This window comes from Gottfriedia sp. ABJ_BB2_2 (genome assembly GCF_055484705.1).
In genome coordinates this window covers 82,646-107,917 of sequence record NZ_JBVFKR010000001.1, presented here as the reverse complement: position 1 = coordinate 107,917, position 25,272 = coordinate 82,646, and the positions used below count along the sequence as shown (strand labels likewise).

The following is a 25,272-nucleotide window of genomic DNA, read 5'->3' as shown; positions in this document are numbered from 1 at the left end:
TTATTCTTCTTTGGGAGCAATTGTTTTCGCATAACTAAGTAATAAAAAACCTTGGATTGTATGAGATATACGATCCAAGGTTTCCCCAAAAAAACGATAAGGGTATTTTGTTAAAGTTTAATTTGCTCCTTCTGGTGCAGTTGGATTTTTCTCAATATCAACGATTTCCCCAGTTTTGGAGTTTACAGATGCGGTGTAAAGGTCGTTCTGCTTGATGCCGATATCTTTACCTGCCTTTAAATTCCTCTTCGCTTCGATGAGTTCGGCGTCGGAATATGTGTATTTTCGATCTTCAAAGGTAACAAAATAGAACGTTCCTTCCATGTCTACCCGGTCGCAGAAAGTCCCTGAAGCATACGTGCCATTTAATGAAACCTTATATTTTTCTTCAATCGCTTTTTTCGCAATCTCTATCGCTTCCTGATCGTTCATATCTTGACTTGTTCTTTTTGAAGCCATATATGGAGAATCTTGAAATTGCGTAATTTCCACCCTAGAGACCATATTTGTGCTTGTGTTTCCCGGCTGTTGATTTTGACCAATGACCTCCACCTTTTGGGCGTCGTCACCTGAATAAGCAAATGTCGACACAACGCCGTTTCCTGTAACTAATGCGGTTGCTATACCTGCAGTTAGTGTTGTTGCGAAAATCTTTTTTTTCATCATTTTTTTCATCTTCATTACCTCCAGCATTTTATTGTTGTTTCGTAGCTACAAACCTAGTATGATGGAGCCGTGTTATGAACTTATCTTTGAGTTGTTAAATAGTTGTAAAAAAACAGAAACCTTTGTATATTCATTTTCTATTGAATCAATTTGTATTCTAGCATGATGGAGCTGGGCAATCTGGTTACAGATGGATAAGCCAAGCCCAATCCCCCCTAGTTCTTTTGAACGGGACCGGTCCACTACATAAAAAGCTTCTGTTATTTTTTCAATGTCCTTCTCAGGGATGCCTCTTCCATAATCCAATACTTCAAGTACAACTCCTTCTTGATAATGATAACTTCTCAATAGGATTTCTCCTCCGTTCGAGGAAGCTTTTATGCTGTTTTCTACTAAGTTAATTAACAAAGACTGCAATAGATCTTGGTCTCCATAGACTACCTCGGCAAAACACTCATGTATGATCTTCATCTGTTTTTCCTCTATATGATATCGTTCCATATTTACCACATATGAAAAAAGCTTATCTATATTAACAGGTTCCAAGGTAATCTTTTCACTTTTCAAATATAACAATTGCATCATTTTTCCTGAAAGGACATCCAGCCGTGCAATATGCTCAAAAATGTATTGGACCGCCATTTTCCTTTCTTCCTCATTAAAATTGGCATGATTTAAAAACTCGCTATATCCCTTGATAGCCGTAATAGGTGTTTTCAGTTCATGCGTAAGGTTGTTGATGAATATTTCTTTGTCTTCACTCACTTTTTTTATCGTTTCAATATGATTAGAAACAGCATCAACCATCTTGTTAAAATCTTGTGCTAATTCTCCAAATTCGTCGTTTCCTCTTACTTTTACTCTTTGATCATAAGCTCCTGCAGCAATCGCCTTTACACCTCTGTTTAACTTGCGAATGGGAGCAGTTAATTGAAATAATAAAAAAATAAGTGTTGCCGATAAAATCAAAGAAATCACAAAACTCAATTTAATGAAATACTGCCGTAGGGTAACATAATATTCCTGTAAATAATCTGAATTTCTGGAGATAACTAGTTTTAAATCCTTGAAATCCATTTTCCCACCGATAAACAGCCATAGCTCATCGTTCATCTTTCTGTATACGGTTTTGTATGGATCACCATGTATTTCTGCCCGATCCCCTACAAATTGGTAGGCATTTGAAAAGATTAATTTATCCGCTTGGTAAATCTCTAAAAGGATATCATCTTTATAATAATGTGCAGCGAAACTAGCAATCACTGGTTCATAGTTGACATTTCCAGTATCTTCAGTATATTCACTCAAAATATAGCTTAATGATTTTTCGATGCTCCTGAACTCAGTCACTCCTCTAGAGATATCCTGCTGTTCGTTTAGTTGGTAACTCTTTTTTAAAAGTCCATAGGCTCCAAGGTCGAAAGCGATCAAAAATACAATCAACACACACAGATACGTTTTCTGCCAAAATTTCATCTTTACACCTCTAGCCTGTAACCATATTTATAAACAGTTTTGATCCGGTTCTCCCAGTTTAGTTTCTTTCTAATCTTCTGAATATGCACGTCTACAGTTCTTGTGTCCCCATAAAAATCATAGCCCCAGGTTTGCTCAATAATTTTCTCACGGGAAAGCGCGATATTTTTATTTTGTATAAGAAGATCTAATAATTGGAATTCCTTATTTGTTATTTCGATTGCTTGTCCATGTACAGTCACAATATGCTTTTCCAATTCAACAACGGTGTCATCCAGTCTAAATTCGTTTGTGACCGTTTGGTTTCTTCTTAAAACGACATGGATACGAGCGATGAGCTCCACTGCTTCAAAAGGCTTGACTATATAATCTTCCGCTCCGATCTCCAAGCCATGCACTTTATCAGTAACCGTATTTCTTGCAGTCAAGAAGATAACCGGTACATTTCGTTTCACTATATCCTGTACGATTTCAAAGCCGTCTCTGCCAGGCAGCATCACGTCTAGAATAACTAGATCGATTCGCATTTCATCTAATGTTTTCAAAACTTGAACTCCACTATATAATTGGACATATTCATGCCCTACCATCTTTAAATTTACGGCAATCAAATCGTTAATTGCCTTCTCATCATCTACAATCAGTATTTTCGCCATAAGAATCCACCTCACCTACATGTTAGCAGGATTCTAACTTAGAGTTGTAAACAAGTTGTAAATTAAATTCAATTTAGCTATAGGCTTACCCCTCAGTGCAATTAACATTAAATCAGCATCATTATCATTGACTAACTTTTTTGAGTTCACTTCAAAAATCGTCCTGTTACTTAAAAAATATACTTTAGAATAATAAACACGAGCCTATTTGTGAATGATTTCACTTAAACTATTATGCCATATAATAAAATAGGAGCTGATTACTCAGCTCCATAGTTTTGTTGAACTAACGCGCCATTTAAATGCGCCAGTTAGTTAAAAAATAAGTTGTATTTATCATATTTTATCTTTTCTTGCCAATATAAAGCAGGTGAGAGGAATTTCCAAGAATATAAGGGTCTGTTGCTTTTTCTTTAATTAAGTTAATAATTTTTTCTACCTCTTTTTCACCTTTGTCTCTCCAGTAATTCCAGCTTTCATTGTTTAAAATTGCTCCTACATTTGAACCAATTAAATCCAAAGTTTCAAATCCATGAGTTTCCATAAAAGGTTTGATGTCTTCAATATTAAAATAAAACGCGCCTGTAAAACGCCCCTCATCTGAGTGATTGAAACAACCAGATTGAGAAAATTGAAGTATAGTATCTATATTATCATTTGGCTTCCAATTATTTGGAGATAATAGCGATGTAAATATGTGTCTTATCCTAGGCATAAAGGCAACAAAAACAAGTCCGTTCTTTTTAGTCACTCTATTTAACTCTTTAACTGCTTGAATACGGTCATTTTCTTCTTGTAAATGATACATTGGACCAAGCATTAATGATGCATCAAATTGTTCATCATTGATCGTATCAAGTTCTCTCGCATCAGCAGTATAAAACCCATCAAATTGCTCTTCTAATTGAAATTCTTGTGCTTTATTTCTAGCAATCTCAACTAATTTTGGCGTTAAATCAGTTAATGTTACCTTATACCCCTCTTTTGCAAGCTCCATTGAGTATTTTCCAGGTCCTGCGCCATTATCCAGTATACATCCTGTTTTAGGCAAATATATTTTAATAAAGTGCCAATTTACTTGAAATTCAATCGGTTCACGTTCAAGCCTTCCCCACTCATCAAATTGATTATAGTAGCTTATTATTTTGCTCATATAAATCCACCTATTTTCATAGTTTTAATTGTAATTCTACATAAATCGCTACTATCCTTCTCCAACTAAACTGTCAAATAAAAAAGTAGCAATCCACTGCATTCGTCTTCAACTAACTCGCTAGTTAGTTGGAGAAGAATCCAATGACTGAAACTACAAATAGGAATGTAGTTACAACAATATTTAGATTTTTAAAAGAAAATTTCTTTTGTTTTTCCTTTAATTCAATAATGCCATTAATTATTAACATTCCCCCTAAGAATAATAGCATAAACGGTTGATACTTGAAGTTACCCGTTTTCAAACCATAAATTGAAATCGTTAATACAATTATCGCAAAAATAACTCTAATAATTTTCAAAAATATTACTCCTTTTATCATTTTACAGTTTTTTTTACATCATAAATCAATTCTTATATATGCCTACTTACTCAACTAGACTGTCTTTAACATCAATAAAAAAACGAGCTACAAGCAACTCGTTTTATGTAACTAATGAGCCAGTTAGCTCAATAGGAGTCATGATTCATTTATGTGAACTGAAATAAATTACCTAAAGCAAGAACTGTTCCAATAAATAGTGATAAACCTACTGATATTATTAAAGTAAATACACTTCTTATTTTTCCTCGCAAGGTAGAAGCTCCTAGAAAACCTAATAATCCAGTAATAATTGTTATAAAACTCAATGAAAAAACAAGAAATAGCGATATATTAGAAATAAATAATAGCCCTAAACAAACCATGGAGAGTATAAAGGACGTTAAATTCATTACTTTATACAATTATTTACCTCCAAGCTCCAATGTTTTCGTTTTGATATATTTCTATATTCTTAAAGGACTATCCTCCCAAATAGATGAACAAAAAAAGCCCCATTAGCGACTAATGATTTTGTTGAACTAACGCCCACGTTAATTGTATAAGATTAGTAGTTAACTAGAGTATTATATTTAGACTGTTTTCCTATAATAGTTGCTTTATGATTCTCCAATACCAAAAATAGCCATTAACAACACTGGAATAATGGTCACTCCTATAACGAAAAGAATTACAATTAGCATTCCAACATATTTTAAGAAGCCTTTTTCATTAGATCTTACTCCCAAGATACCAAATACTATACTTGTTAGCATAAAGGCAATTCCTGTAAAAAAAAATATTCCTATGACGACTTTTTCCCCATTGGATGGGGTATCGGAAATAGAATAACTCACTATAAACAATATAATGCCTACAATGCTCAATGTGGTTGACCACAACCCTTTTTTTAACGAAGTCATTGTAACTCCCCCCTACATATAGAATTTCAGCAATATAGTGACTATCGCATGCGTTAGTTGGATTAGAAAATTATAAATAAGGTTGTAAATAGAATAGAAAAATTATATTCATGATAGTTTATTAGTTCTTTTCCAAATAAATGAAAAAATTAAGATTAATAAGCCTATTGAAATACCTATAATTTGGTCTATTAAAAGTTCACCCGTTCTAAAATAACGAATAAGGAAAGTTCCTCCAAAAATAATTATTATCGTAATTGCTAATTGAATCAGATTAGTGTTTATTTTCATTAAAATCAGCTCCATTTGCACGTAAATCTCCAATTTTTACCACGCTTTTATTTTACCATATTTACCCATTTTTAAGGGGTTATTTTATAAAACACTTATTGCACTGTCCTGTCTTATTGCGAAAAAAAGGTTGATCAATTAATGATCAACCTCTTTTTGATGTTCCACTAACGCATGAGTTAGTTCAATAAGTTGTTTAGGGACACTTGGATTAAAATCTTGAGGAATCCTAAAGTTTCACAATAAAATCATCGCATATACGACGATTGATTTTGTACAACTAATGCGCCATTTAGTTGTATAAGAAATAATTAAATTTTTATCTTTCTATTACTAAACAACTTTGTTCTTTATATTTTTCATGCTGCGAATTATACATTTGAATTAAATGATTTAGAGATAATTCCTCGTACCTACATCTAGTATAAGGTATATTAAGTTCATCATTACCGATCCATACTGACCATAGTTCTAAAAGCTGACCTTCTCTAATATTTTCTTTAAGGAAATATAGTAATTGCTAAGCATTCAATTCCGAATAAGTAAAAGTTACTTCATAAATGAATGGATAACTTGTAAACCCACAATCTCCAAAATATGCTTCTTTAGAAATGACCAATTTATTTAAATCGTCTTCATCTTCACATAATAATACTTCAGCGTTTGGGTCCATATCCTCCCAAGGTACATTTGGAGATTTTAACCCCATTTCAATAGCATCTTTCACAGTAATATACCGTGTATTGGTATTATCCACTTCTGGCATTTCATAGTTTGTTGCTATAAATGAATATAAACTCAATTAACCACTTCCTATATATGTTACTTCTATTATTGTTCACAGTTATTTACAACAGTTCGTTTATTTAATTTAAATTACTTCAAGTACAAAAAAGTAAATTTTCCATTTCTACAAAAGATATTATAGTACTTAACGATATTCAACGAACGCGCCAATTAGTTGAATAAGAGTTTGATGGATTGATTGAAGATTTATCAAACCGAATGTTAGAAATCATTTAAGTTCTAAACGCCAATTATTGCATATCATAATGCTACCAGGCGGATATTCAAATTCGCATTCTGAAATAAAATTGAAGTTAAGTTTCTGACAAATTGCATTTGAAGCAGGATTATTGACCGAAGGAAATGCGTGAATATACCTATATTTTTTTTCAGCGGTTGATTTATCAATTGCTAGGTTCACTGCATTTGTTGCAATTCCTTTCCCCTGAAAACTTGGTAGAACGCTCCAACCAATTTCATACACACTTTCATCATTCCAGACCGTTTGCCAATAACCAACAGAACCAACTGGTTGAAGCTATGGCAATAATTTAATACTAAACATACATCCCTTTTCACTAAGGTTAAGATATCGTTTGTGGCGATTCAAAATCTGTTCTTTACTCTCAGGACCTCCAAGATGCTCCATCATTTCAGGTTGATTTATTCGAAAAAGTAATTCTAGATCCTTATATTCCCATGGCTCAATCTGAATGTGTTTTTTTAATTGTTCTGAAATAACCTCCATCCTCCTTACTTTTTAATTATCCTTCTTTAATCAATATCCTAAAACTCGATTACTCAATAAATTCAATATTTATAAACTTTGTCCTTTTCTATTGCAACTAAATTGCCAATTAACATAATAAAAAGACTGCTAAAGCAGCCTTCTTGATTTTAAACTATCTCGCCAATTAGTTCGATAAATATTTACTTTATCATGTTTTCCGAATCATTTAGAGTTTCAAATATAACATTCAACGTCTTCGCAGACATACTTTCGGAAGGAAAATAAACGCCAATTTCGCCTCTTTTTTTTATTTTATATTTCGTAAATTTCCGCACATTCCGCCCCAGTCGGCTCATAAAAGCAATGATTCTTCCAAACTCCCGCAAAAGGCTGACCATACCATGTAGGCGGGCACTGGGTATTTTGAACTCCCGCACCTGATGGATTGAAGTACCACAAAGAATACACAGCAGGATATAGTCGCCAATTTTGTAAATTTTGTCTAGCAAGTTTCAAATAAGGCTCGGTCGCTCTTTGATAAAAAGATGGCGATTGAATCGCATCGAAGGAAGCGTCGCTCCCATGATATTGATAAATGACCTCTCGAATTGTATCAACATTTTTGAAATCTGAACACTTGACCAAGGCTCGATTTATCACGACAGCACCAACAGATAACATCCCCCTTTGTCCTTCCGCTTCCGCTTCGGTTCGGATTAATCGTGCCAATAATTCAACATCATTTTGATTGTGTTTTATTCGAGTCATAGAAAAACCCCCTTTATTCAAGATATGATTTTTCACAACTTTTTACATTAAAAAACCTCGCTTTTAGAAATGATCATTACATTCTCAAGGAAAGAAGGTTATTAATCAAAGTCTTAAAAGTAAGGCTTCAAGGGTAGGATCTCCAGACCCCATACCTATTACCATATACAAAGGTAAACTCACAGTAAAAACTAATAAAAAGGAAAAAAATAAATTAAAGTACCAAATATTATTATATTATTATTCATTTTTTTCAACGCTTATGCACCTAAATCTTTTTTAATCGACTTGTCTTTGAGTTAATACACTAAAATACCTCAAGGATAGCTTAGTATTTTTTTATTTTAACAGTAGTGTCCTTCAAATATCCAAAGCAAATTATCCTATTTATTCAACAATCTAAAAAACTATCCTGATATTTAGAGCAAAAAAGGCGCCATAATTGCCTTGGTGCATTACAACTAAAGCGGCAGTTAGTTATATAAGATATGTTAAATATCCTTTTCCTCTTCTTTAAATTCTAACTTTAAATAATTAACAATTTTACTGTAATACGGATAAACTAACCCAACAATAACAAGTAACCACCCAATATCTGTAACATATTTAGGACCAGAAAAATGTTCAAAGTACGTTAATGTAACAATTAATAGACCGAAAGAAATATACAATACAGATATCAAAGGTTTCATAATAATCTCCTTTTTTTTATTTCTTTTAGATTATTATATTCAATAATGAAGCTTAATTACCTTTAACATTAATCGTTTAATCTGCAAGTTATCATAGTAAAAAAATCCCCGGAACAGTCAATCATTTTTCAACTTAAGCGCCAATTGCATTAGGAATAAATGATTTTTAATTACCTGTGAATCTTATCAAAAGATATATAAAGAATATAATAACCACTAATATAATCATAGGAAAGCATCCTATTTTTGATATTCCATTTAAGTCCCCAGACATTGAATTGTTAACTGCATCATTGAGGTTTTCAACTGGATTCTTTTTAATTTTCATAACAACCTCCAAAAATCTGACATATATATATACTTTATAGAACTACTGTGTCCGTTAGTTGAATAAGATTTCTTTAATCACGATTTGCCAATAAACATCTCTTCAATTAACTTTATCAAAGTGTCGTTTTTGGAACTTAAGATTTTATATTTTTTCTTACTATTCTTTTCATCAACGACAACATACCCTTTATTATTAATAACAATTGAATAATTGCTCGAATTATGAACTATTACAATATCAATCGCGTTTGTTTGACTTTGTATATTTGTCTCACCAAAAACTCTTCGATACTTGTTCATCTCTAACAAATTTATGAAATAATCTACTACTTCTTTTTCTTTAATTTCAATACTTTTAAACTCAGCATCTTTTTTCTCATCAAACTGCACAATGAATGCTATCTTTTCTACATTTTCCAATTCAGGAAATACGTTATTTGCACTTATTGGGCGAAAAATATAAATTGTACCCAAAATTACTATGACACAAAGAAGATATATTAGGTTCTGTATAAACTTGTTTTTCTTGGTCAATTTCCTCACCCCTTATGATATCAATGACAAAGAATAATAGAATAATACCAACTATACAGCCTTCAAATTGACAGAGTAAAGGGATGCCATTCAGTCCCCTTCCTGTTATTGAGCTAAAGCATCCGTTAGTTGAAGAACTCCATGGACTTATTTAAACTGTTCACAATCTCGTTTAGTTAAAAACACCATTCTCATATTTTCATTAGGTAGATTACTAGGCAATTACCCAAACCAAATTTTCTCCCTGAACATAAACTGGTTATTAGTCTAATTTTCAATAGGAGTGAACCTAGAATTATGATAAATTTACAACAAATGCGACCCTATGCCCTTAATCCTTGGGGTCTTCAGAATTGTTTGAATCGCTTCACGTATTTGTGGCTTAGAAACGGGGACAATTTCTGGTTTTTTTTAACGACTTTAGGAGAATACAGAATATATGGCTTTTTTCGGCGGTAGATGGAATGAATATTCAGTTCCTTTAAGAGAAATTGTTTCCTCCTATTGTTCTCCCCCAACACCTACTCCATATTGAAATACTGAAACTGGAATTTCACTAAATCAGCGCTAGTTTTATTAATTTAATAATTTGATAACCAAATATTCGCCAAGTTTTCATTTCTTTCCACTATGTAAAAAGCGTTAATCATTTCGGTTAACGTTTTTTACATACAAATTAACCAATTTCTAAAACGAACTTAAATTTAATTCTAAGATCACACATTAAACTGCCAATTACATAAAAGGAGTCGAACATCATCGACTCCTGAATTGTTCAATATTGCATGTTTAAGTTGAATAAGAAGTAAATATAAAATCTTTTAACCATCGACTGAAAATGTGGTTAAATGCCAATGTTTCGAACTTGTTTTTTTATTTGCTTTCCAACCAGTCTTTTTAAGTTCTGTAGCAATCAACATATTAAAAAATCCATGGCCGACCAATACAATTTCAGCATGTTCTTGAGCATATTTTATTAATAAATTTGATGCTTTTTCAGCTCTAATTTTTGCTTCATTAAAAGACTCACAGTTACTTGAATAACCACAAAACCACAAACATCTCAATATCACTGCCCAAATACTGGGTTTTAACCTCAATCCAAACAAATTTGTTAAAGGAGTAGGTAATTCTGTTTCACGAAACACAGGTTCTGCTTTAGATGTAATACCAGGATTTAAAAACTCTGCTGATTTAATTGATCTTATCAAATCACTTGTCATTATTACTTTAGTATTCTCTACTTTTTTGAGAGTTTCTGATGGATAAGTCTCTTCTTCAAAGACCCCATTTTCATTATATTTTTGTATCCAATTTTTAAACTCTCTACTTGTTATTGGTTTATCTTCAGTCCATAGAGATTTACCATGCCTTATCAAAGAAATTTCCATATTAGACTCCTAATAATGATTAATCACTTTTAATTATAATATAATTTTCCAAATTTGAATTTCTTTGTGCAACAAAACTCATATTAAGTGAAATAGAGGATGATATATTAATAATCATCCTCTTATTTGTTGTTTAAATAACGCATGCGTTAGTTTTTACAAGAATATTTATTTATTAATATCTAATACTACTGCCATTTCTTTACCAAATCTGTCACCATGATCAATAAAGCCTAAACTTGAATATAAATGATGTGCGCCTAAGTTTTCAGGATGATAACCTACAACAATTTTTTGGGCATTCGGTAGTTTAGCAATCTCATCGATCATTAACTGCGTCGCAATTTTACCTATGCCTTGATGTTGAAAATTTTTATCAACCATTATTCTATATATCCAATAGCCATCAAGCTCTTCTTCAATTGTATTAAACATTAAAAATCCAACTGTTTTACCTTCTAAATAAATTGCATATGGCTTTAGTGAGGATTCGAACTTCGATTGAGCAATCGAGATTGCATTCGGTTCGATATGACTCTTTTGATCTTCAGATACCTCTAATTGACAGCATTCATACCAATTGTCGGTATTTAGTTCTACAAGTTCTACGTTTTTATTCAGCATAGATTCTCCTTTATTACAGTTGTTTGAGCAAGATATACTCTATTTATAAATTTAACAAATATTTCCAATTTTTAATTGAGACCTTTATCCTATTTAAACCATCATGCTTTTTCGCTCAATAAAAAATGACTGCATAGGCAGCCATATGTTGTACAACTAACGCATCCGTTAGTTAGATAATATATTTATATAAAATTACTACAAATATTTAATAAACTTTTTTGATTCTTCATCAAATCTTTTTAGAAAAAACACTTTACATCGTTCATCGTTTTCCAATAACGAGTCTACAAATGGTTGATTTTTTTTGTCTTTTGTTGTTGAACTAAAGCATGTGTGAGCTACTTATCTAATTAGTTCGTAGAATCTATTCTTTCAAATATCATATGTGTATCGGTACTTCGATCATATGTACCAGTTAATGCATCCATAAATTCTTCTGTTAAGTCTACTTTCCACGTATCTCCTACTTTTTCTAATTTTAATTGGACTGGTATAGTCACTTTTTCAGCTGAGGGACTTTCCGCAACCTTTAAAAGATAAGGAATTGAATCAACTACATGGGATCCAATACTTGAATCTTTTTCTAATGTTTCTTTCCTTACTATTTCAATTACTTTATCTTGAGCTTTTCGTTTGTCAATTGTTGTTAACTTTACATTAACCGAAGCATGTTTTTCATCTTTTTTTATGCTACCAATTTTATATTCCGTTTTCTTAAATACGACTCGATTATATTTATTGTACGTTTCCTCAAGGAAATACGCTTTTGCATCTAGATTTTCAATATAACTTGAGGCACTTTTCCATTTGCCTTTTTGAATACTTTCTAAGAAGGTTTTTGTAGTTTTCTGAGGGGAGTCCTTATATCCATTCCATACAACTAAACCTACAATAGTTATGATTATTATAAATAATAAGACAATTCTTTTCATGTTGTTCTCCTGTTTCTTCTAATGTTGTCAACGAAATCTTCCTTATTTTAACTTATAACTTATTTCGCGAACAGAATTTTTTTATATTTAATACGCAACTATCCGTTATTTTCATAATTTAAAATCCCTGAACGTTGTACAACAAAAAAGTCGGAATGGTACAAAAAGAATAAAAAACGATTGTAGCCCAATAATATAATTGGGTGATAAAATGAAAAAAATAATGTTTTTAACCTTTGGAATCTTATGGTTACCCCCATTACATTTAGCTTTTGCAGAAACTATTAATGAAGCTGACACAGAGCTTTGTGAAACTGTTAAATATGCACTAGTTAGTAGTCTTATTAGACCTGTAGATGAAGCAATTGAACAAATTTATAAGAATGATAAAAATGCTCCAATTCCTCTAAGCTGGGCCTCATATGACACTGAACTACTTAAAATTAGACAAGTATATGGTGTAGGTGGTTTGTACGAATTAACTCTAAAAGTAAACCCATATTATGGTGCACATAACAGTTATGGAGTAGACGAGGTAGTTGTCAATTCAAGAGGAAAATTAATAAGCTTCAAACATTTAAAAACATACCACTGAGATAAAAATTTCAAAGAAAAGGAACACTTCTTTAGGAAGTGTTCCTTTTCTAGTAATAGCACATTTTCTTAATTTCAACTTAATGTTACATTCACATTGATAAATCGGTTGTACAACTAACGCGCCAGTTAGGTGAATAGGTGTTGAGCTGAAAACTTTACTTAAAGTCAATTTACTTCCGTGTTACACTAACTTTCTTAATAAGCAATTTATCAAATAAAAACAAGAGGATTCCGACTAAGATTGTTACAGAAATAATGAACCCAAACTTGAAATTTTTAGAACCATTAACAAAATCAAATATTGTAAGTCCATTTGCAATTAAAATAGTTAAAACCAAAATATATCCATAAATTTTCTTTGCCATAAATACTCCTCTATTGAAAAATAAGAGTTTTCATACGATTTAAAAATAATAAACTAACGCGCCAGTTAGTTGCAAAATTTCATTCTCCGTTTAATCTTTTAACCTCATTTTCTTAAGGCGTTTATGAATCCTATAACCTATAGGTATATATGCTAGAATAACAACTATAAGCCAGCCCAAAAATATTATTTTTTTAAAATCGGTATATAAATATCAAAATGCGGATCATCCGGATCACAATCAACTGGATAATGTTCATGTTTAATCGGCATATAAGGATCATAGTAATCTACACCAGTTTCTCTAAATGCGGTATAGTCACTATCAAATAACCATTGATGTAAATCCGTATACGTCTTTTGTATATCTTCTCCTTTATTATGTGTCGTCTTCACGTAGGTCCATTCAGGAACCCATATTTCAATCATCCCATCAGGAATTTCCTGCTCCTCACTCACTTCATACACCGCGTAATGTGCGAACCCATTCTCAATTACATGGTAGGATAGACCTAATTGAACATTAGGATTCACCTTATTCTCTAATTCATCGACACGGTCTTTAACTTGTTGAATGACGTTTTTTAAATTAGGTATAATTTCAGAGAATGTTCCCTCCCATTTTAATCCTACTGTACGATAGGCCGGTAACGTTATAATTTCATAACTCAATTTATTCCCTCCATTTCTTCTAAAGCGTCATAAATTACTTTTAACAATTTTCGCTTTCTATGAGTGAATAACCTTCTTTCAGTAAACAGCCAAATACCTCAATAAAAAAAGCTGCATAGTAGCAGCTCATAATCTTCAACTAACGCATACGTTAGTTGAATTGTTTCTTATTATTTTTTCTTTTTACAACATAGTCCCAAATAAAATAGATAGCACTTTGTGCAAATAGCAAGAAAAGTATCCAAACACTAATATTCTGCAATTTCAAATTTGTGATAATGACAACAATAGGTACGAAGATCAAGCTAATCACTAAAAATTTTATCATCTTTTCTCCTTTGACTAGCACTTAATTATTTCCAGTATTTAACAAGTTATTTATACTATTTATTCTACATTAAAGATTAGTCCTTTTCTTATTCAATTAATCTGCCAGTTAACGAAATAGAGGATTGTATCATTATTGATCATCCTCTATTTGTTGTTCAAGTAACGCGCTAGTTAGTACTATAAGATTATACAATTTTAAGATACTCTTGATACCATGTTGGTTGTTCTAACTTCAATAGTTTAATAACCTTTGACTGTATAATGATATATCCTATAAACAAACCAGAAAAAAAGTAGAATGAGCTACTAAGTTAAATATAATAATTAAATTACTCGATTTTTTTATTTTAGGCTCTGTTAAATTTTAATATTGATAGTAAGTGAAAAAAAATAGAACTACCAATTTTCATTGAACCAACGTTAGTTGAATTAGATTAACCCGTTCTTTTTTTAATAATAAATCTCCTTACAACATAATAAGTAATCCCAGTGGCGAACAAAGGGATTAAAAATTGTAATGAAAAAGCCCCTTTCTTATTTAACATCCAATCTAATAAAAAGAAAACAGCAATAAATATCATAGTATCTATCAATAATAGAAATGTCTTTTTTTCTTTCAAATTGAACTCACCCCAATTAATAAGTTTTATGTTATGTAGTTTCGACCTTTTTCTTATTCAGCTCTATTGCCAAATTACAACATAAAAGGACTGCTGAAGCAGCCCATTGTTCAACTAACGCACCAGTTAGTTACACAAAGATAATTTTGTTTAGGGCAATTTGGTTTAATTAGATTGAATTTTAGAATCAGTAGATGAAAAGTTAATAACCCCAAGAATCAACTCTCCATTTATCCTTTTTATGATCCCTGATTAGAGTCCAACTCCAATTGGATTGAGTTGAATTTGGCTCGAAACTTCCATCACCACCAGATGAATTCACATTGAAGTTAGATAGCAAAACAATTACATTTTTTTCCTTCACATCATTTTCAGAGCCTCTTCCATTTTTCAAATATGCTTCGGTTAAAACATTGGCTTCTTTTTCCGAATACCATACGTCTGTAAGCTCACATCCTTTGAAATTAAACTTTTTCTTCACAGTAATTATTGCTGCATTAATTTCATCTTCAGTAAACTTATTTGATTTTTCAATTCTTACCTGTACTTTATCTGTTAGATGTTTATATAGATTACTAGAAAATACAACAACCAATAATGTACAAATAGAAAAAAACATTTTCTTATTTTTCATAAAAGAACTCCCATTTTTCATGATTCATATTTAGAATACAATTCTACAAAAATTGATTAATTTCCTTGTTCAACTAATCTGCAATTTACTTAAATAAAAAAGCAGCCAATGGGCTACTTAATCTAAACTATTGCGCCAGTTAGATCAACATACTTATCTCGCCATTTACTATCTAAAGAAATATTTTATAGCTTCTAAACGAATATTACCATGACATTGTACACAACAATATAATAGCTTTCTATTTTCCTTGTATAACTTATATTCCTTACTGCCTTCGTATAATCTAAATTCCTTTTTACAACAAAAACAAATTACATCATAAAAAAACATTATACATCCTCCCCAGAGATGATGCGTTTGTTTTAAGACAAATATTCTTATAGTAAGTGATCTTTATTTCCTTATTAAACTAAAGCATCCGTTAGTTCAATAAACAAAACTATTACTAAATATAATCCTCCAGTTTTATATCTAAATAAATTCTATAAATATCCTAATTATCATCAGTTTGATTCCAAAACTTTCTTTAATATCTTATTTAAATCTTTTGATTGTGTTATCGTAATGTATTCTTCATTCTTATTAAAATATGTTTCTGAGTTTGAATCGTATACTCTCACTGGTTTACCATTTTTGTTAATTAAATATTTAAATCTACCATCTGACGATTCTTTTTTTACAAAAGAGAATTCTTTGCCATTTTTATACTCAAGATGAATTAGTACAAAATTACCCATCACACTCTTCACAGACATGGCATAATTAGGTTTAGTTTGGAAAAGAGTCATAGTATTAGAGTTTTTTATTTCTGTAATCTTAATTCCCTGTTTTGTTAGTAAATCTAGAAATACTTTAGCATGGTTATATTCACTCGAAACACCATAGCTATGGGGTACTTTCAATTCCTCTTTTACAGGCGATTCTATTTTTGAACATCCAATAGTCAGAAGAATGATGGGTAACAAACCAAACACCAAACAATTATTCCTTAACAAATAAAGTCCCTCCTTCTACAAAAAGGATGCCTTACAATTTTTAATAATGAACTATCGCATGCGTTAGTTAAACAAGAAATTCTAATTTATACTTTCAAAATCTTCATATTATGTCTTTTTAACACCAGGTACCGTCTAAAAACTTTATACGTTTTCCAAAGTGAACATGCCAATGCATATGTTTATTGCTTTGATACTCACCTATATTAGTCGATACTGTACATGCACCGTATTTTTCGTTTACTTGTTTTGATACTTTCTGAAGAACTGAAAACAAATCGGCTAACAAGTCTTTATCTTCTGGTTTAACATCGATTAATGAAGTTACATGTTTTTTGGGAATAACCACGATATGTACCTCATAAAAAGGACGCGTATGATAAAAGGCTAATGTATTATCAGTTTCCAACACTTTTTCTACTGCCGTCTTTCCACTTAATACTTCATCAATAAAAATCCTCAATACCATTTGCCACTAGTAACAACTCCTAATTTTTATTGAGTTGAATAAGGGATATTGATTGATAACTAATTTACTAGCTTATTAATGTATGTACCTCATCACGGTTGTTACTCACTTTCTCTAGAGAAATATTTTACCCTTTTTTTGTTAAGTATAATTTTCTTCTAGGAGATCCAGATGTACCTAGTAAATTAAAATCAGCACAAGAGCTTTTAGAGGTAATAAGAAACGAGGAAAGGGTGTCTCAAAAGTATAACTTTAGGGACACCCTTTTCTTATTTACTAATTTTTATAGTTGTTTTTTTACTTATATTACCAGCCTTATCTTTTGCATTAATTGTAAACAACGTACCCTTCTTCATGGGTTTTAATTTCATCTTAAATATACCATTTTTATCAGCTCTTACATTTACTGTATACTTACTATATTTAATCGTTACATATGCATATGGTTCAGTTTTTCCTGTCAATAGTTTCGACTTACTTGTTATTGCATATATTTTTGGTGTAGCAGGAGCCGTAACATCCTTTATAACAATATTTGTAACTTCACTTTTATTTCCATTTGAGTCAATCGAATAGAATGATAAAACTTTCCCTGCTTTTTGTAGAGGAATACTTATTTGGAAAGTACCACTTGGTGTTACAATACTTTTGTACTCCTTAGTTCCTATTCTTACAGAAACTGTTGAACTAGCTTCGGCTCTCCCTTTCACTGTAACGGATTTATCACCAATGGCGTAAATAATAGGTTTACTTGGCGGTGTAATATCTATAATCTTAATGTTATCCCTGGAACTACTGTTCGTTTTAGGATTTGTTACAATTATCGAGACAACTGTTCCTTTTTTTTGCTGAGGAATTGCAATATCAAAAATGCCATTTTGAGTCGTTTGACCAAAATATGATCCATCCTCTGTTTTCACTGTTACTGAATAACTAGTATTTTGATCTCCAACTACGTTTCCACTAACCATTTTCGATTGATCTGTTAAATTTTTCGAATAGAAAATAAATGGTGCATCAGGACTGAAATTCTCTTTTATAGGTAAGTAATCTGCAATAACTAGATTATTAGGATCGTCATTTCCGTCTTTTATCATCTGATTAATCACTGAAGGATCATTTGTTCCAAAATAATTATCTCCAAAATTTAATGGAATAATAGCAGTTTGATTACTAGAGGGTGGATTTAATATACTAATTACCTCATTACCTACATCTATAAAGTTATTTCCTTTAAATAAATATTTAGAAGGAATATCTTCAACTCCAATAATATCTAAAGCTGGGCTCTTTAAGTTATTTACAAAAGTATTATTCTGAACACTTAACTGAAAATTATTTTGTAGACGTAGTTTTGAATCATTTTTGAATGCATTATTTTCAATTTTAGTTTCATTTTGACTTGTAGTAATAATACTTTGACTTAATACACTATTTGTTAAAGTAAATTTATTAGTAGAAAAACTACTATTTACATTATTTAATAACGCATTATCAATTGTTAATTCTCCAAGTGATGGAACAGATCTTGCGAAGAATAAATTAGTAAGATTGATAGGCTTTTCAGGTGTTCCAATTAAATTTAAATTACCTTTTAAGACAAAGCCCCCACCTTCTCCAATTATTTCAACACCTGGGTCAATTTTTAAATTCCCATTATATTCGATCCAAACTTCATCTCTCAGATGGTAAGGTGAACCTTCTATTCCCCAGGTTCTATCATCGTTTATCCTGTCATAGTCTACAATTGTTCCTGTTTCAGCTTCTACTTCTGGATAATGGTTTAGTAACATCAATGCAAACGATGCTATAAACATTAAGGTGAATCCTAATTTCAATTTTATTCTTTTGAATGCCAACTTTCTCTCCCGCTTCCTTTATGTTTTTCTTAGATGAACCAATTTTTAAAATTATTGGTCAATTTATCTTAACATTCTTTTTAGCTATTAAGAATAAAAAATACTTTCCAGTTCCTGCATGTGTTTTAAAAAGAGCCGAATAAACGATTCCTGTTATGTAACTTTTGTGACAGTTAGTTCATTCTGATTTTTATATAAAAAAGAACAGCCAAAGGCTGTTCTCAATATTGAACTAATGCGACAGTTAGTTAATTAGGAATTTAAAATATTGTCTTAATTTTTATTTGTTCCACCAAACCCTATACAATAATTATCAATGTCTTTAATTGCGAATTCTTTCCAAGGACCAGCATCATAATCAATCCAAGGTTCAATTGATATTTCTGCCCCTTTTCCCCTAAACTCTTCATATAGTTTATCAAGAGATGACCAATCTTCAACATAACAGTATATATCGAAGGCAACATTAGAGTCTTTCCCAGGTTTATTTGGCTGTACATCTTCAGGAGAATTTGCTTGTAATAGCTTTATTCCTAAACCAGAAAATCCATCTCTTATTACCCACCATTCTGTCACTTCACATCCTAAGACATCCTGGTAAAACTCTTTTGATTTTTCTAAATTAGTTACAAGTAAAACCTTTAATGAACTATGTATCTGTTGTTTTTTTAAATCCATGTGAAATACCTATCCTAATCTTATTTTATTTATATTAAATTTCAACAAGAATAGAAAAAAAACCTTTATTAAATGCGTTGTTCAACTAAAGCACCAGTTAGTTGTACAACACGTAGGAGCTGATGGAACAGCCCCAATTTAATTATTCGTTATCTTATATTAATCAATAAATTGTATCAATAGCTGGTTAAACTTGTCACGTTCTTCCCAAAATGAACCATGACCGCTGTATTGAAATGGTACAAGCTGTGAATTTTTTATTAAATTATTTGTTTCCTGTGCTTTTGTAAACGGAACGATTTTATCATGGATGCCATGAATAATTAGTGTAGGCACCAATATTTTATCGAGATCATTGTACACGTTCTCATCTCTTAATGTACTCATGATTGCAGTAGTCGACCAACCAGCTGCTTGTAATCCTAACTGAAATATCCATTCCGAGAATGGGCTGGAAATTTTCTGGAAGAAAAAGAGTTCTGTTACACCCTGCAACATTTTAGGGCGATCATTAAGTGATTCTGTAATAAAATTATTTGCAATTTCTTTCTCAACACTAGTCGGAGATGCAGCGCCTATAAGAACAAGTTTGGAAACTCCATAACCTTGATAGCGAGCCATATATCGAATCGAAATTGCTCCTCCAGTTGAGTGTCCTGCTAATGTGATATCTTTTAACTGCAACGATGCTATTACTATACTTATATCATCTGCTAATCTATCAAAATTGTAGCCTCTGAAAGGTTTATCCGAATTACCGTATCCCCTCCAGTCAACGCCTATACATCGATACCCCATTGCTGGAAGAATATTAAACTGATATTCAAATTGCTTATGGTTTAAAGGCCACCCATGTATAAATAGAATTGTTTTATTCCCCTCCGGATTTACATCCTCTACATATATATTTACACCTGGTTCTACAGTAATATAGTATCCCACACAGATTCCTCCGTTTAGTAAAGTTGGTCTCTGCAATAAGATACTCACGTAAGAAAACATATATTACTAGTTGAAAATCCTTTTTAATTCAAATAATTTGTTTAACTATGGGATCCGTTAGTTGAAAAGGTCGGAGAAGGGAACTCATCAATTTTGATACGAAGTAAACTATAAGGTTTCTGTCTTAAGTCTTCTCCATAATGAAATCTAGGCTGTCGATGTAATTGGTTCACAATGACATACAAATATTGATCCGGACCAATTGAAAAAGTATCTGGCCACAAAATTCTCGGATCATGTGCGATAGTTTCCATTTTGCCATTTGGAAATATCTTACGGATACTGTTGTTTTCATAATCTCCAGCATATACAGTTCCCTTTGCATCGGTGATCATTCCATCAGACGCACCTTTTTCTCCCCAATACTTCACATGATAAGATACATCCATATCCGAAATCGTTCTGTCTCTCAGGGCTTCTGTTGAAATCGAGAACAAATGACGACTGGTTAGTGGAGCAAAAAATAAAATCTTTCCATCGGGGGAAATAGCAAGACTATCAGAGGCCAATCTAAATGGGGAAGTTGAACCGTCTTTGTTTCGATTCATTAAAATTCGACCTTCTACTTTCGGTAAAAAATAGGGATCGGGTGAAGTTGAATTTGCCCCATTTAACCGTCTAAACGCATTTCCATTTGATAAATCTACGACGATAATAGCTCCTGGTCCTCTTGAAGAAGAATCCGTTATATAGGCATAACCTGCTTTTCCAACACGAAAATCAAAACGGACATCATTCAGATAAGTTGTAGGCAGGACAACCTCTTCTGTAAAGGTATATACTTTACTTATTGTATTGGTTTCTAAATCAACAGCGACTAATTTTGCCGCCCCCTTAATAGGTTCAGAGAAATTGGGAGCCGCTGTATCTAATATCCAAAGCGTTCCCCTACCATCAGAAACTACACTTTGGACACTGATGAAAGTCATTGTGATATTCTCGGGGTTAACCAAATTGGTTTGTAAATTAGGATAAGGCTGCAATTTATCGCCAACAATTTCCCCCACCGTAAATTTAACATCGTCTCCCCATTTCGGAAAGCAAATGAAAATACGACCGGTTTCTGAAACAGTAACACCTGTAGGCATAGCCCCATGAAATTCATAAACTAGTTCAAAATTACCGAAATATTTTTCACTAGGTAACATAGGCTTCATGATAATCCTCCTCAACCATTTAAATGGGATATCACCTATATATGATTCATAATTTTTCTAGTGCATGTTTCTTGAAATAAAATGGGCTTTCTTAAAGTAATATATTGCGACGTTTATTTTTAATAACAGCGGTTTGAAATCCTTTAAAACTTATGGTGTTTAATTATCTGGGATATCAATATCTTAACTAAAATTAATAGACCTTTACCTATTCAACTGCCAAATAGTAAAATAGGAGCCATAATTAGCCCCTATATCTTGTTCAACTAACGCTCACGATATTTGAAGTAAAATTCATCACTATCTAATCTTTAGTTCTGTCAATCAACCTTTTTATAGCACTGACTACCACTTCTGAATCATCATTTTGTATATAATGTGCACTTTTTTTAACAATTTCCATTTCACCATTTGTGGAAATTTCAAGAATTTCTTTCTGCATTTTATTCCATAACTCTTGTGATTCATTCGAATAATGAGCTTTCTTACCAGCTGAAAGAACAATTAATGGAACTGTTAATTTCCTTCTTGTTTCTTTTAACTGCGTTAGACTCTCTATAAATTCTTCTAAATTCCCTTCGGAAATGAATTGATTATTGTAAGCTTTTTGAAAATCTTGTGACATAGTTGGAAGAAATCTTTCTCTGTAATCTTCAGGCGTAGAGTCGATCAGGACAAGTCCACAAACTTCATTTTGATATTTAGTAGCATACATCCTCATATTAACTCCACCAAAAGAGTGCCCCACTAATATGTATGGAGGTTCTATCTTGGCTTCAATAAGAAGTTCCTTCAATTCCTTAACCATCTCATCACTGGTTCTGGGGTTAGAACTTGCTTCGCTTTTCCCAAGTCCTGCCCTATCATAAACTAACACATTAGAGAGCATTGAAACATCTCCAATAATAGGATCCCAAACCTCGGAAAAATCTCCATATCCAGCATCCATTACAATCGTTGGTTTTCCATTATTTTCTCCCAGCAATTTAGCATATAGTTTACAAACACTAATTTGCACAACCATTTCTTTGTCCATTTAATCCATTCCTCTCAATTTGACAACTTTCTTTTATTCGTTAAAATTTAACTTTCCTTCTTCAACAATTCCGTCATTACCTTTAATAAAACGCATTGAGTTAGTTTGTCATAATTGCTCGATAATGTGCATAAAAAAGCCATGGTTATATAACCATGGTACAGATCCTTAACAATTACAAATCATTAACACATTTCCGTCTAAGTCTTTAAAGTTAAAATAGGCAAAATCCCCAATACGTTCCATTTCTCTAACAATTGTAATTCCTTTGCTTTTAACAAATTCATATGCTTCATCAATATCCTTGACGAAGAAGTTAAATAAAACATGTTCTGAAGGACTTAATGTAAATCCTGGATCAAAAGTATGGTCGTCCAACGTAAGTCCAGTCTCAGCAGTAATGGGAATGTTATATACTGGTGATGAAACGTCAGCCTTATTGAATGGGAGAGCAAGTAAGTCACTGTACCATTTTGCTGATTTTTCTAGGTTACTAACATGGATGAAAACATTGTTTACCTTACAGGCGATAGGAGAAGAAATAGAATTCATAGACATTCCACCTTTTTATTGTAATTCAATTTTACAAATTCGATGAAGAGGGAGAAACCCCTTTAAATATTTTGGAAAATTTGTATCGCAGAACTTGTATGGTTATTGAAATTAATTTAAAAGTGGTATTACTTTACTACGCACCAGTTAGTTCACTTAGGGATAACAAAAGTTACTTAAAACTCAATCAATCACTACTCTTTCATATTCTAAAATCCATTCGGTATTTGTATTATAAATTTCTCAGATAGAATTCAGTAGATATAGACATCCTTTCTCTAATTAACCCATTAATTGATATGATTCTTTTAAAAGAACTAAAAACTCTTGATTTATGTCTTCAACACTATGGAATCTAAAGTTATTATGAAATCTATTTTTGGAAACCTGTTCAATTTTAGTAATCTTTTCATGGTCAATATGATGGTTTGTAACCAAATTAAAATCTAGCCATTTCTTTTTTGGATGTACTCCTCCAAAAGAAGATTTATTCAAAAGATGAATAGAAGTCTTTTTAAACTCAATTTCAAATGGTCCTATTTCTTTCAATAAATCGAGTATTTTTGAATATATTTCATTAACATTAGATCCCTTATTTGAGAATAATTCATCTTCTGACATATTGTCGTCGCCTTCTTTCTCCCTAACAAATTAGATAGTATAAACATTATTTTGCCCAATAAAAAAAATAGACCACCGAAGTATTCTATATTTTTCAACTAACGCACCCGTTTCTTAAGTATAATCCTTCATAATATTACTGTTGACTGACAAACACTTGCGTTACTCTTTTACCTCCTCAATTCGTTCAGTAAATTGTCCACCTGTAAATTCCTTTATTACGTTTCTCCAAAAAGTTTGTGCTGGTTCATTTTTATTTATTTGGAAAACTTCCCAATTCCCCTTATATAAACGAAATATATCTTTGGCTACTGATTTGCCTAAACCGGTTCTTCGATATTTTTTCATAATAAAGAATTCAGCAACTGAAAAATAGGATTTTATTTCTGTTTCTATCAATTTAACTAAGACAAAGCCTGAGTAATTTCCACTAATCCTAATTAAATATGGAAAATGATTTTCTCCTGTCCAATAAACCCCAAATATATAAATAAGCGATTATATAAGGTATTATCAATAAATCGTGGTAATATTGCCAACTTGACAGGTTTGTTTATTCATCATATACCCTTAATACCTAACTTTTTAATCCTTTATTTTATCATTTCTTAATAAGCCAGGTTGCTCTTGGTCTTCAACTAACGCGCTAGTTAGTTCAATAAGCATATTTTGTTGCAGCAATAATTAGAAATCCAATAAGGTAAAGAATAATTAGGCTTGCAATTGCTCCTATCAACCATTTTAACATTTTAGATTTCCTCCCAAAAAAGAAAGATTCTTATTTAACTAAAGTGCCAGTTAGTAGATTAAGGAATTTATTTTTTTGTAAATTCTTTTATAAATTCAACAATAATCTGCCAGTTAATTAAATTGGAATAGTGTGTTATTCTGTATCTTTTTTCATTTTTGACAAAGTAATGAAACCATCGTGAGTTGATAATGCAACCACCGTTCCATTCTTTTCAAAAAAGCGAACAGCTCCTAATTGATCTTCCTCAAGCTCCACCCATTCTTTACTTTTAATTTCTTTTAAGTAGCTTGTTGGAATACTTTTGATTTCATCTGCCTCTTTCCATTTATACTTTACGTATTTTTCTATATTTTGATTGTTCGCATTTCCTTTTGTTACTTTTGCATTTTTAGGAATCGGAAAGTTTGAATGAGAATTTAAGGGTTTATACGTTATTTCTTTATTACACCCTGCTAATAAAATAACAATAAAAGTTATAAAGATAAATCTTAATTTCATAAAGAACCTCCTTAAATTCTGATATTAAACCACCTTTAAAAATTTTTATCTATGTTTGGTCCTATCTCTATGTTCACAAAAAAAAAACCGACAGCCCTGTCGGTTATGTAATTCAACT

The 25,272-nt window shown here is 31.6% G+C and carries 30 protein-coding genes and 1 pseudogene; 1 reads left to right on the top strand and 30 read right to left on the bottom strand.

The window, feature by feature from the left end; genetic code table 11:
- Positions 1 to 117: 117 nt before the first annotated feature.
- The 16 genes and pseudogenes from ACX6U0_RS00665 to ACX6U0_RS00590 form a co-directional block, all read right to left on the bottom strand.
- Positions 118 to 675 carry a hypothetical protein gene (locus tag ACX6U0_RS00665; RefSeq protein ID WP_464958082.1) on the bottom strand — a complete coding sequence of 186 codons (558 nt, stop codon included), beginning with the start codon at positions 673 to 675 and terminating at the stop codon, positions 118 to 120.
- A gap of 63 nt (positions 676 to 738) precedes the next feature.
- Positions 739 to 2,142, bottom strand: a complete 1,404-nt coding sequence (locus ACX6U0_RS00660; protein ID WP_464958081.1) for a sensor histidine kinase — start codon at positions 2,140 to 2,142, stop codon at positions 739 to 741.
- 2 nt (positions 2,143 to 2,144) lie between these two features.
- Entirely contained in the window at positions 2,145 to 2,798 is a 654-nt protein-coding gene (locus ACX6U0_RS00655) for a response regulator transcription factor (RefSeq protein ID WP_464958080.1), read from the bottom strand.
- A gap of 343 nt (positions 2,799 to 3,141) precedes the next feature.
- Positions 3,142 to 3,951 carry a class I SAM-dependent methyltransferase gene (locus ACX6U0_RS00650; protein ID WP_464958079.1) on the bottom strand — a complete coding sequence of 270 codons (810 nt, stop codon included), beginning with the start codon at positions 3,949 to 3,951 and terminating at the stop codon, positions 3,142 to 3,144.
- Between the two features lie 124 nt (positions 3,952 to 4,075).
- Positions 4,076 to 4,312 carry a hypothetical protein gene (locus ACX6U0_RS00645; protein WP_464958078.1) on the bottom strand — a complete coding sequence of 79 codons (237 nt, stop codon included), beginning with the start codon at positions 4,310 to 4,312 and terminating at the stop codon, positions 4,076 to 4,078.
- Between the two features lie 170 nt (positions 4,313 to 4,482).
- Positions 4,483 to 4,737: a hypothetical protein gene (locus tag ACX6U0_RS00640; protein WP_464958077.1), complete on the bottom strand. Its 255-nt coding sequence runs from the start codon at positions 4,735 to 4,737 to the stop codon at positions 4,483 to 4,485.
- Between the two features lie 195 nt (positions 4,738 to 4,932).
- Complete coding sequence (locus ACX6U0_RS00635; protein WP_464958076.1) at positions 4,933 to 5,235, bottom strand: hypothetical protein; 303 nt, start codon at positions 5,233 to 5,235, stop codon at positions 4,933 to 4,935.
- A gap of 811 nt (positions 5,236 to 6,046) precedes the next feature.
- Positions 6,047 to 6,328 (bottom strand): hypothetical protein, encoded by a 282-nt coding sequence (locus ACX6U0_RS00630; RefSeq protein ID WP_464958075.1) that lies wholly within the window; start codon positions 6,326 to 6,328, stop codon positions 6,047 to 6,049.
- Between the two features lie 213 nt (positions 6,329 to 6,541).
- A pseudogene (locus ACX6U0_RS00625) lies at positions 6,542 to 7,060 on the bottom strand (GNAT family N-acetyltransferase).
- Positions 7,061 to 7,354: 294 nt separating this feature from the next.
- Positions 7,355 to 7,810, bottom strand: coding sequence for a cell wall hydrolase (locus ACX6U0_RS00620; protein ID WP_464958074.1), 456 nt, complete (start codon positions 7,808 to 7,810; stop codon positions 7,355 to 7,357).
- 491 nt (positions 7,811 to 8,301) lie between these two features.
- Entirely contained in the window at positions 8,302 to 8,502 is a 201-nt protein-coding gene (locus ACX6U0_RS00615; RefSeq protein ID WP_464958073.1) for a hypothetical protein, read from the bottom strand.
- Between the two features lie 166 nt (positions 8,503 to 8,668).
- The gene (locus tag ACX6U0_RS00610; RefSeq protein WP_464958072.1) at positions 8,669 to 8,830 is read right to left on the bottom strand and encodes a hypothetical protein; all 162 of its coding nucleotides are present in this window, start codon (positions 8,828 to 8,830) and stop codon (positions 8,669 to 8,671) included.
- Positions 8,831 to 8,907: 77 nt separating this feature from the next.
- A complete protein-coding gene (locus ACX6U0_RS00605) occupies positions 8,908 to 9,366 on the bottom strand; it encodes a hypothetical protein (protein WP_464958071.1) in 459 nt (152 codons plus the stop codon).
- 821 nt (positions 9,367 to 10,187) lie between these two features.
- Entirely contained in the window at positions 10,188 to 10,757 is a 570-nt protein-coding gene (locus ACX6U0_RS00600) for a histidine phosphatase family protein (RefSeq protein ID WP_464958070.1), read from the bottom strand.
- A gap of 168 nt (positions 10,758 to 10,925) precedes the next feature.
- Positions 10,926 to 11,381: a GNAT family N-acetyltransferase gene (locus ACX6U0_RS00595; protein ID WP_464958069.1), complete on the bottom strand. Its 456-nt coding sequence runs from the start codon at positions 11,379 to 11,381 to the stop codon at positions 10,926 to 10,928.
- A gap of 353 nt (positions 11,382 to 11,734) precedes the next feature.
- Positions 11,735 to 12,316: a DUF5105 domain-containing protein gene (locus ACX6U0_RS00590; protein ID WP_464958068.1), complete on the bottom strand. Its 582-nt coding sequence runs from the start codon at positions 12,314 to 12,316 to the stop codon at positions 11,735 to 11,737.
- Positions 12,317 to 12,527: 211 nt separating this feature from the next.
- Here ACX6U0_RS00590 and ACX6U0_RS00585 point away from each other — a divergent pair, with 211 nt between their 5' ends.
- Positions 12,528 to 12,911: a DUF3888 domain-containing protein gene (locus tag ACX6U0_RS00585; RefSeq protein ID WP_464958067.1), complete on the top strand. Its 384-nt coding sequence runs from the start codon at positions 12,528 to 12,530 to the stop codon at positions 12,909 to 12,911.
- Positions 12,912 to 13,083: 172 nt separating this feature from the next.
- On the opposite strand, the gene ACX6U0_RS00580 is transcribed toward ACX6U0_RS00585, so the two are convergent.
- The 14 genes from ACX6U0_RS00580 to ACX6U0_RS00515 form a co-directional block, all read right to left on the bottom strand.
- Positions 13,084 to 13,278, bottom strand: a complete 195-nt coding sequence (locus tag ACX6U0_RS00580) for a hypothetical protein (RefSeq protein ID WP_464958066.1) — start codon at positions 13,276 to 13,278, stop codon at positions 13,084 to 13,086.
- A 185-nt stretch (positions 13,279 to 13,463) separates the two neighbouring features.
- Positions 13,464 to 13,949 carry a GyrI-like domain-containing protein gene (locus tag ACX6U0_RS00575; RefSeq protein ID WP_464958065.1) on the bottom strand — a complete coding sequence of 162 codons (486 nt, stop codon included), beginning with the start codon at positions 13,947 to 13,949 and terminating at the stop codon, positions 13,464 to 13,466.
- A 1,152-nt stretch (positions 13,950 to 15,101) separates the two neighbouring features.
- Positions 15,102 to 15,533, bottom strand: a complete 432-nt coding sequence (locus tag ACX6U0_RS00570) for a DUF4829 domain-containing protein (RefSeq protein ID WP_464958064.1) — start codon at positions 15,531 to 15,533, stop codon at positions 15,102 to 15,104.
- A 506-nt stretch (positions 15,534 to 16,039) separates the two neighbouring features.
- A complete protein-coding gene (locus ACX6U0_RS00565) occupies positions 16,040 to 16,531 on the bottom strand; it encodes a hypothetical protein (protein WP_464958063.1) in 492 nt (163 codons plus the stop codon).
- 118 nt (positions 16,532 to 16,649) lie between these two features.
- Positions 16,650 to 17,000 carry an HIT family protein gene (locus tag ACX6U0_RS00560; RefSeq protein ID WP_464958062.1) on the bottom strand — a complete coding sequence of 117 codons (351 nt, stop codon included), beginning with the start codon at positions 16,998 to 17,000 and terminating at the stop codon, positions 16,650 to 16,652.
- 269 nt (positions 17,001 to 17,269) lie between these two features.
- A complete protein-coding gene (locus tag ACX6U0_RS00555) occupies positions 17,270 to 18,859 on the bottom strand; it encodes an Ig-like domain-containing protein (RefSeq protein ID WP_464958061.1) in 1,590 nt (529 codons plus the stop codon).
- A gap of 273 nt (positions 18,860 to 19,132) precedes the next feature.
- Positions 19,133 to 19,537 (bottom strand): VOC family protein, encoded by a 405-nt coding sequence (locus ACX6U0_RS00550; RefSeq protein WP_464958060.1) that lies wholly within the window; start codon positions 19,535 to 19,537, stop codon positions 19,133 to 19,135.
- Positions 19,538 to 19,696: 159 nt separating this feature from the next.
- Positions 19,697 to 20,479, bottom strand: coding sequence for an alpha/beta fold hydrolase (locus ACX6U0_RS00545; RefSeq protein WP_464958059.1), 783 nt, complete (start codon positions 20,477 to 20,479; stop codon positions 19,697 to 19,699).
- A 101-nt stretch (positions 20,480 to 20,580) separates the two neighbouring features.
- The gene (locus ACX6U0_RS00540; RefSeq protein ID WP_464958058.1) at positions 20,581 to 21,696 is read right to left on the bottom strand and encodes an L-dopachrome tautomerase-related protein; all 1,116 of its coding nucleotides are present in this window, start codon (positions 21,694 to 21,696) and stop codon (positions 20,581 to 20,583) included.
- Between the two features lie 304 nt (positions 21,697 to 22,000).
- A complete protein-coding gene (locus tag ACX6U0_RS00535; protein ID WP_464958057.1) occupies positions 22,001 to 22,732 on the bottom strand; it encodes an alpha/beta fold hydrolase in 732 nt (243 codons plus the stop codon).
- A gap of 168 nt (positions 22,733 to 22,900) precedes the next feature.
- A complete protein-coding gene (locus ACX6U0_RS00530) occupies positions 22,901 to 23,284 on the bottom strand; it encodes a VOC family protein (RefSeq protein WP_464958056.1) in 384 nt (127 codons plus the stop codon).
- Between the two features lie 282 nt (positions 23,285 to 23,566).
- Positions 23,567 to 23,905 carry a DUF5655 domain-containing protein gene (locus ACX6U0_RS00525; RefSeq protein ID WP_464958055.1) on the bottom strand — a complete coding sequence of 113 codons (339 nt, stop codon included), beginning with the start codon at positions 23,903 to 23,905 and terminating at the stop codon, positions 23,567 to 23,569.
- Positions 23,906 to 24,067: 162 nt separating this feature from the next.
- Positions 24,068 to 24,253 carry a hypothetical protein gene (locus ACX6U0_RS00520; RefSeq protein ID WP_464958054.1) on the bottom strand — a complete coding sequence of 62 codons (186 nt, stop codon included), beginning with the start codon at positions 24,251 to 24,253 and terminating at the stop codon, positions 24,068 to 24,070.
- Between the two features lie 535 nt (positions 24,254 to 24,788).
- The gene (locus ACX6U0_RS00515; protein WP_464958053.1) at positions 24,789 to 25,154 is read right to left on the bottom strand and encodes a hypothetical protein; all 366 of its coding nucleotides are present in this window, start codon (positions 25,152 to 25,154) and stop codon (positions 24,789 to 24,791) included.
- Positions 25,155 to 25,272 lie beyond the last annotated feature (118 nt).

Coding starts and splice junctions, on each gene's coding strand:
- ACX6U0_RS00650 (WP_464958079.1), bottom strand. CDS start 3,951: ATGAGCAAAATAATAAGCTACTATAATCAATTTGATGAGTGGGGAAGG.
- ACX6U0_RS00585 (WP_464958067.1), top strand. CDS start 12,528: ATGAAAAAAATAATGTTTTTAACCTTTGGAATCTTATGGTTACCCCCA.
- ACX6U0_RS00520 (WP_464958054.1), bottom strand. CDS start 24,253: ATGAAAAAATATCGAAGAACCGGTTTAGGCAAATCAGTAGCCAAAGAT.
- ACX6U0_RS00525 (WP_464958055.1), bottom strand. CDS start 23,905: ATGTCAGAAGATGAATTATTCTCAAATAAGGGATCTAATGTTAATGAA.
- ACX6U0_RS00550 (WP_464958060.1), bottom strand. CDS start 19,537: ATGGATTTAAAAAAACAACAGATACATAGTTCATTAAAGGTTTTACTT.
- ACX6U0_RS00635 (WP_464958076.1), bottom strand. CDS start 5,235: ATGACTTCGTTAAAAAAAGGGTTGTGGTCAACCACATTGAGCATTGTA.
- ACX6U0_RS00610 (WP_464958072.1), bottom strand. CDS start 8,830: ATGAAAATTAAAAAGAATCCAGTTGAAAACCTCAATGATGCAGTTAAC.
- ACX6U0_RS00580 (WP_464958066.1), bottom strand. CDS start 13,278: ATGGCAAAGAAAATTTATGGATATATTTTGGTTTTAACTATTTTAATT.
- ACX6U0_RS00535 (WP_464958057.1), bottom strand. CDS start 22,732: ATGGACAAAGAAATGGTTGTGCAAATTAGTGTTTGTAAACTATATGCT.
- ACX6U0_RS00595 (WP_464958069.1), bottom strand. CDS start 11,381: ATGCTGAATAAAAACGTAGAACTTGTAGAACTAAATACCGACAATTGG.
- ACX6U0_RS00660 (WP_464958081.1), bottom strand. CDS start 2,142: ATGAAATTTTGGCAGAAAACGTATCTGTGTGTGTTGATTGTATTTTTG.
- ACX6U0_RS00615 (WP_464958073.1), bottom strand. CDS start 8,502: ATGAAACCTTTGATATCTGTATTGTATATTTCTTTCGGTCTATTAATT.
- ACX6U0_RS00515 (WP_464958053.1), bottom strand. CDS start 25,154: ATGAAATTAAGATTTATCTTTATAACTTTTATTGTTATTTTATTAGCA.
- ACX6U0_RS00665 (WP_464958082.1), bottom strand. CDS start 675: ATGAAAAAAATGATGAAAAAAAAGATTTTCGCAACAACACTAACTGCA.
- ACX6U0_RS00530 (WP_464958056.1), bottom strand. CDS start 23,284: ATGAATTCTATTTCTTCTCCTATCGCCTGTAAGGTAAACAATGTTTTC.
- ACX6U0_RS00540 (WP_464958058.1), bottom strand. CDS start 21,696: ATGAAGCCTATGTTACCTAGTGAAAAATATTTCGGTAATTTTGAACTA.
- ACX6U0_RS00570 (WP_464958064.1), bottom strand. CDS start 15,533: ATGAAAAATAAGAAAATGTTTTTTTCTATTTGTACATTATTGGTTGTT.
- ACX6U0_RS00600 (WP_464958070.1), bottom strand. CDS start 10,757: ATGGAAATTTCTTTGATAAGGCATGGTAAATCTCTATGGACTGAAGAT.
- ACX6U0_RS00560 (WP_464958062.1), bottom strand. CDS start 17,000: ATGGTATTGAGGATTTTTATTGATGAAGTATTAAGTGGAAAGACGGCA.
- ACX6U0_RS00620 (WP_464958074.1), bottom strand. CDS start 7,810: ATGACTCGAATAAAACACAATCAAAATGATGTTGAATTATTGGCACGA.
- ACX6U0_RS00590 (WP_464958068.1), bottom strand. CDS start 12,316: ATGAAAAGAATTGTCTTATTATTTATAATAATCATAACTATTGTAGGT.
- ACX6U0_RS00655 (WP_464958080.1), bottom strand. CDS start 2,798: ATGGCGAAAATACTGATTGTAGATGATGAGAAGGCAATTAACGATTTG.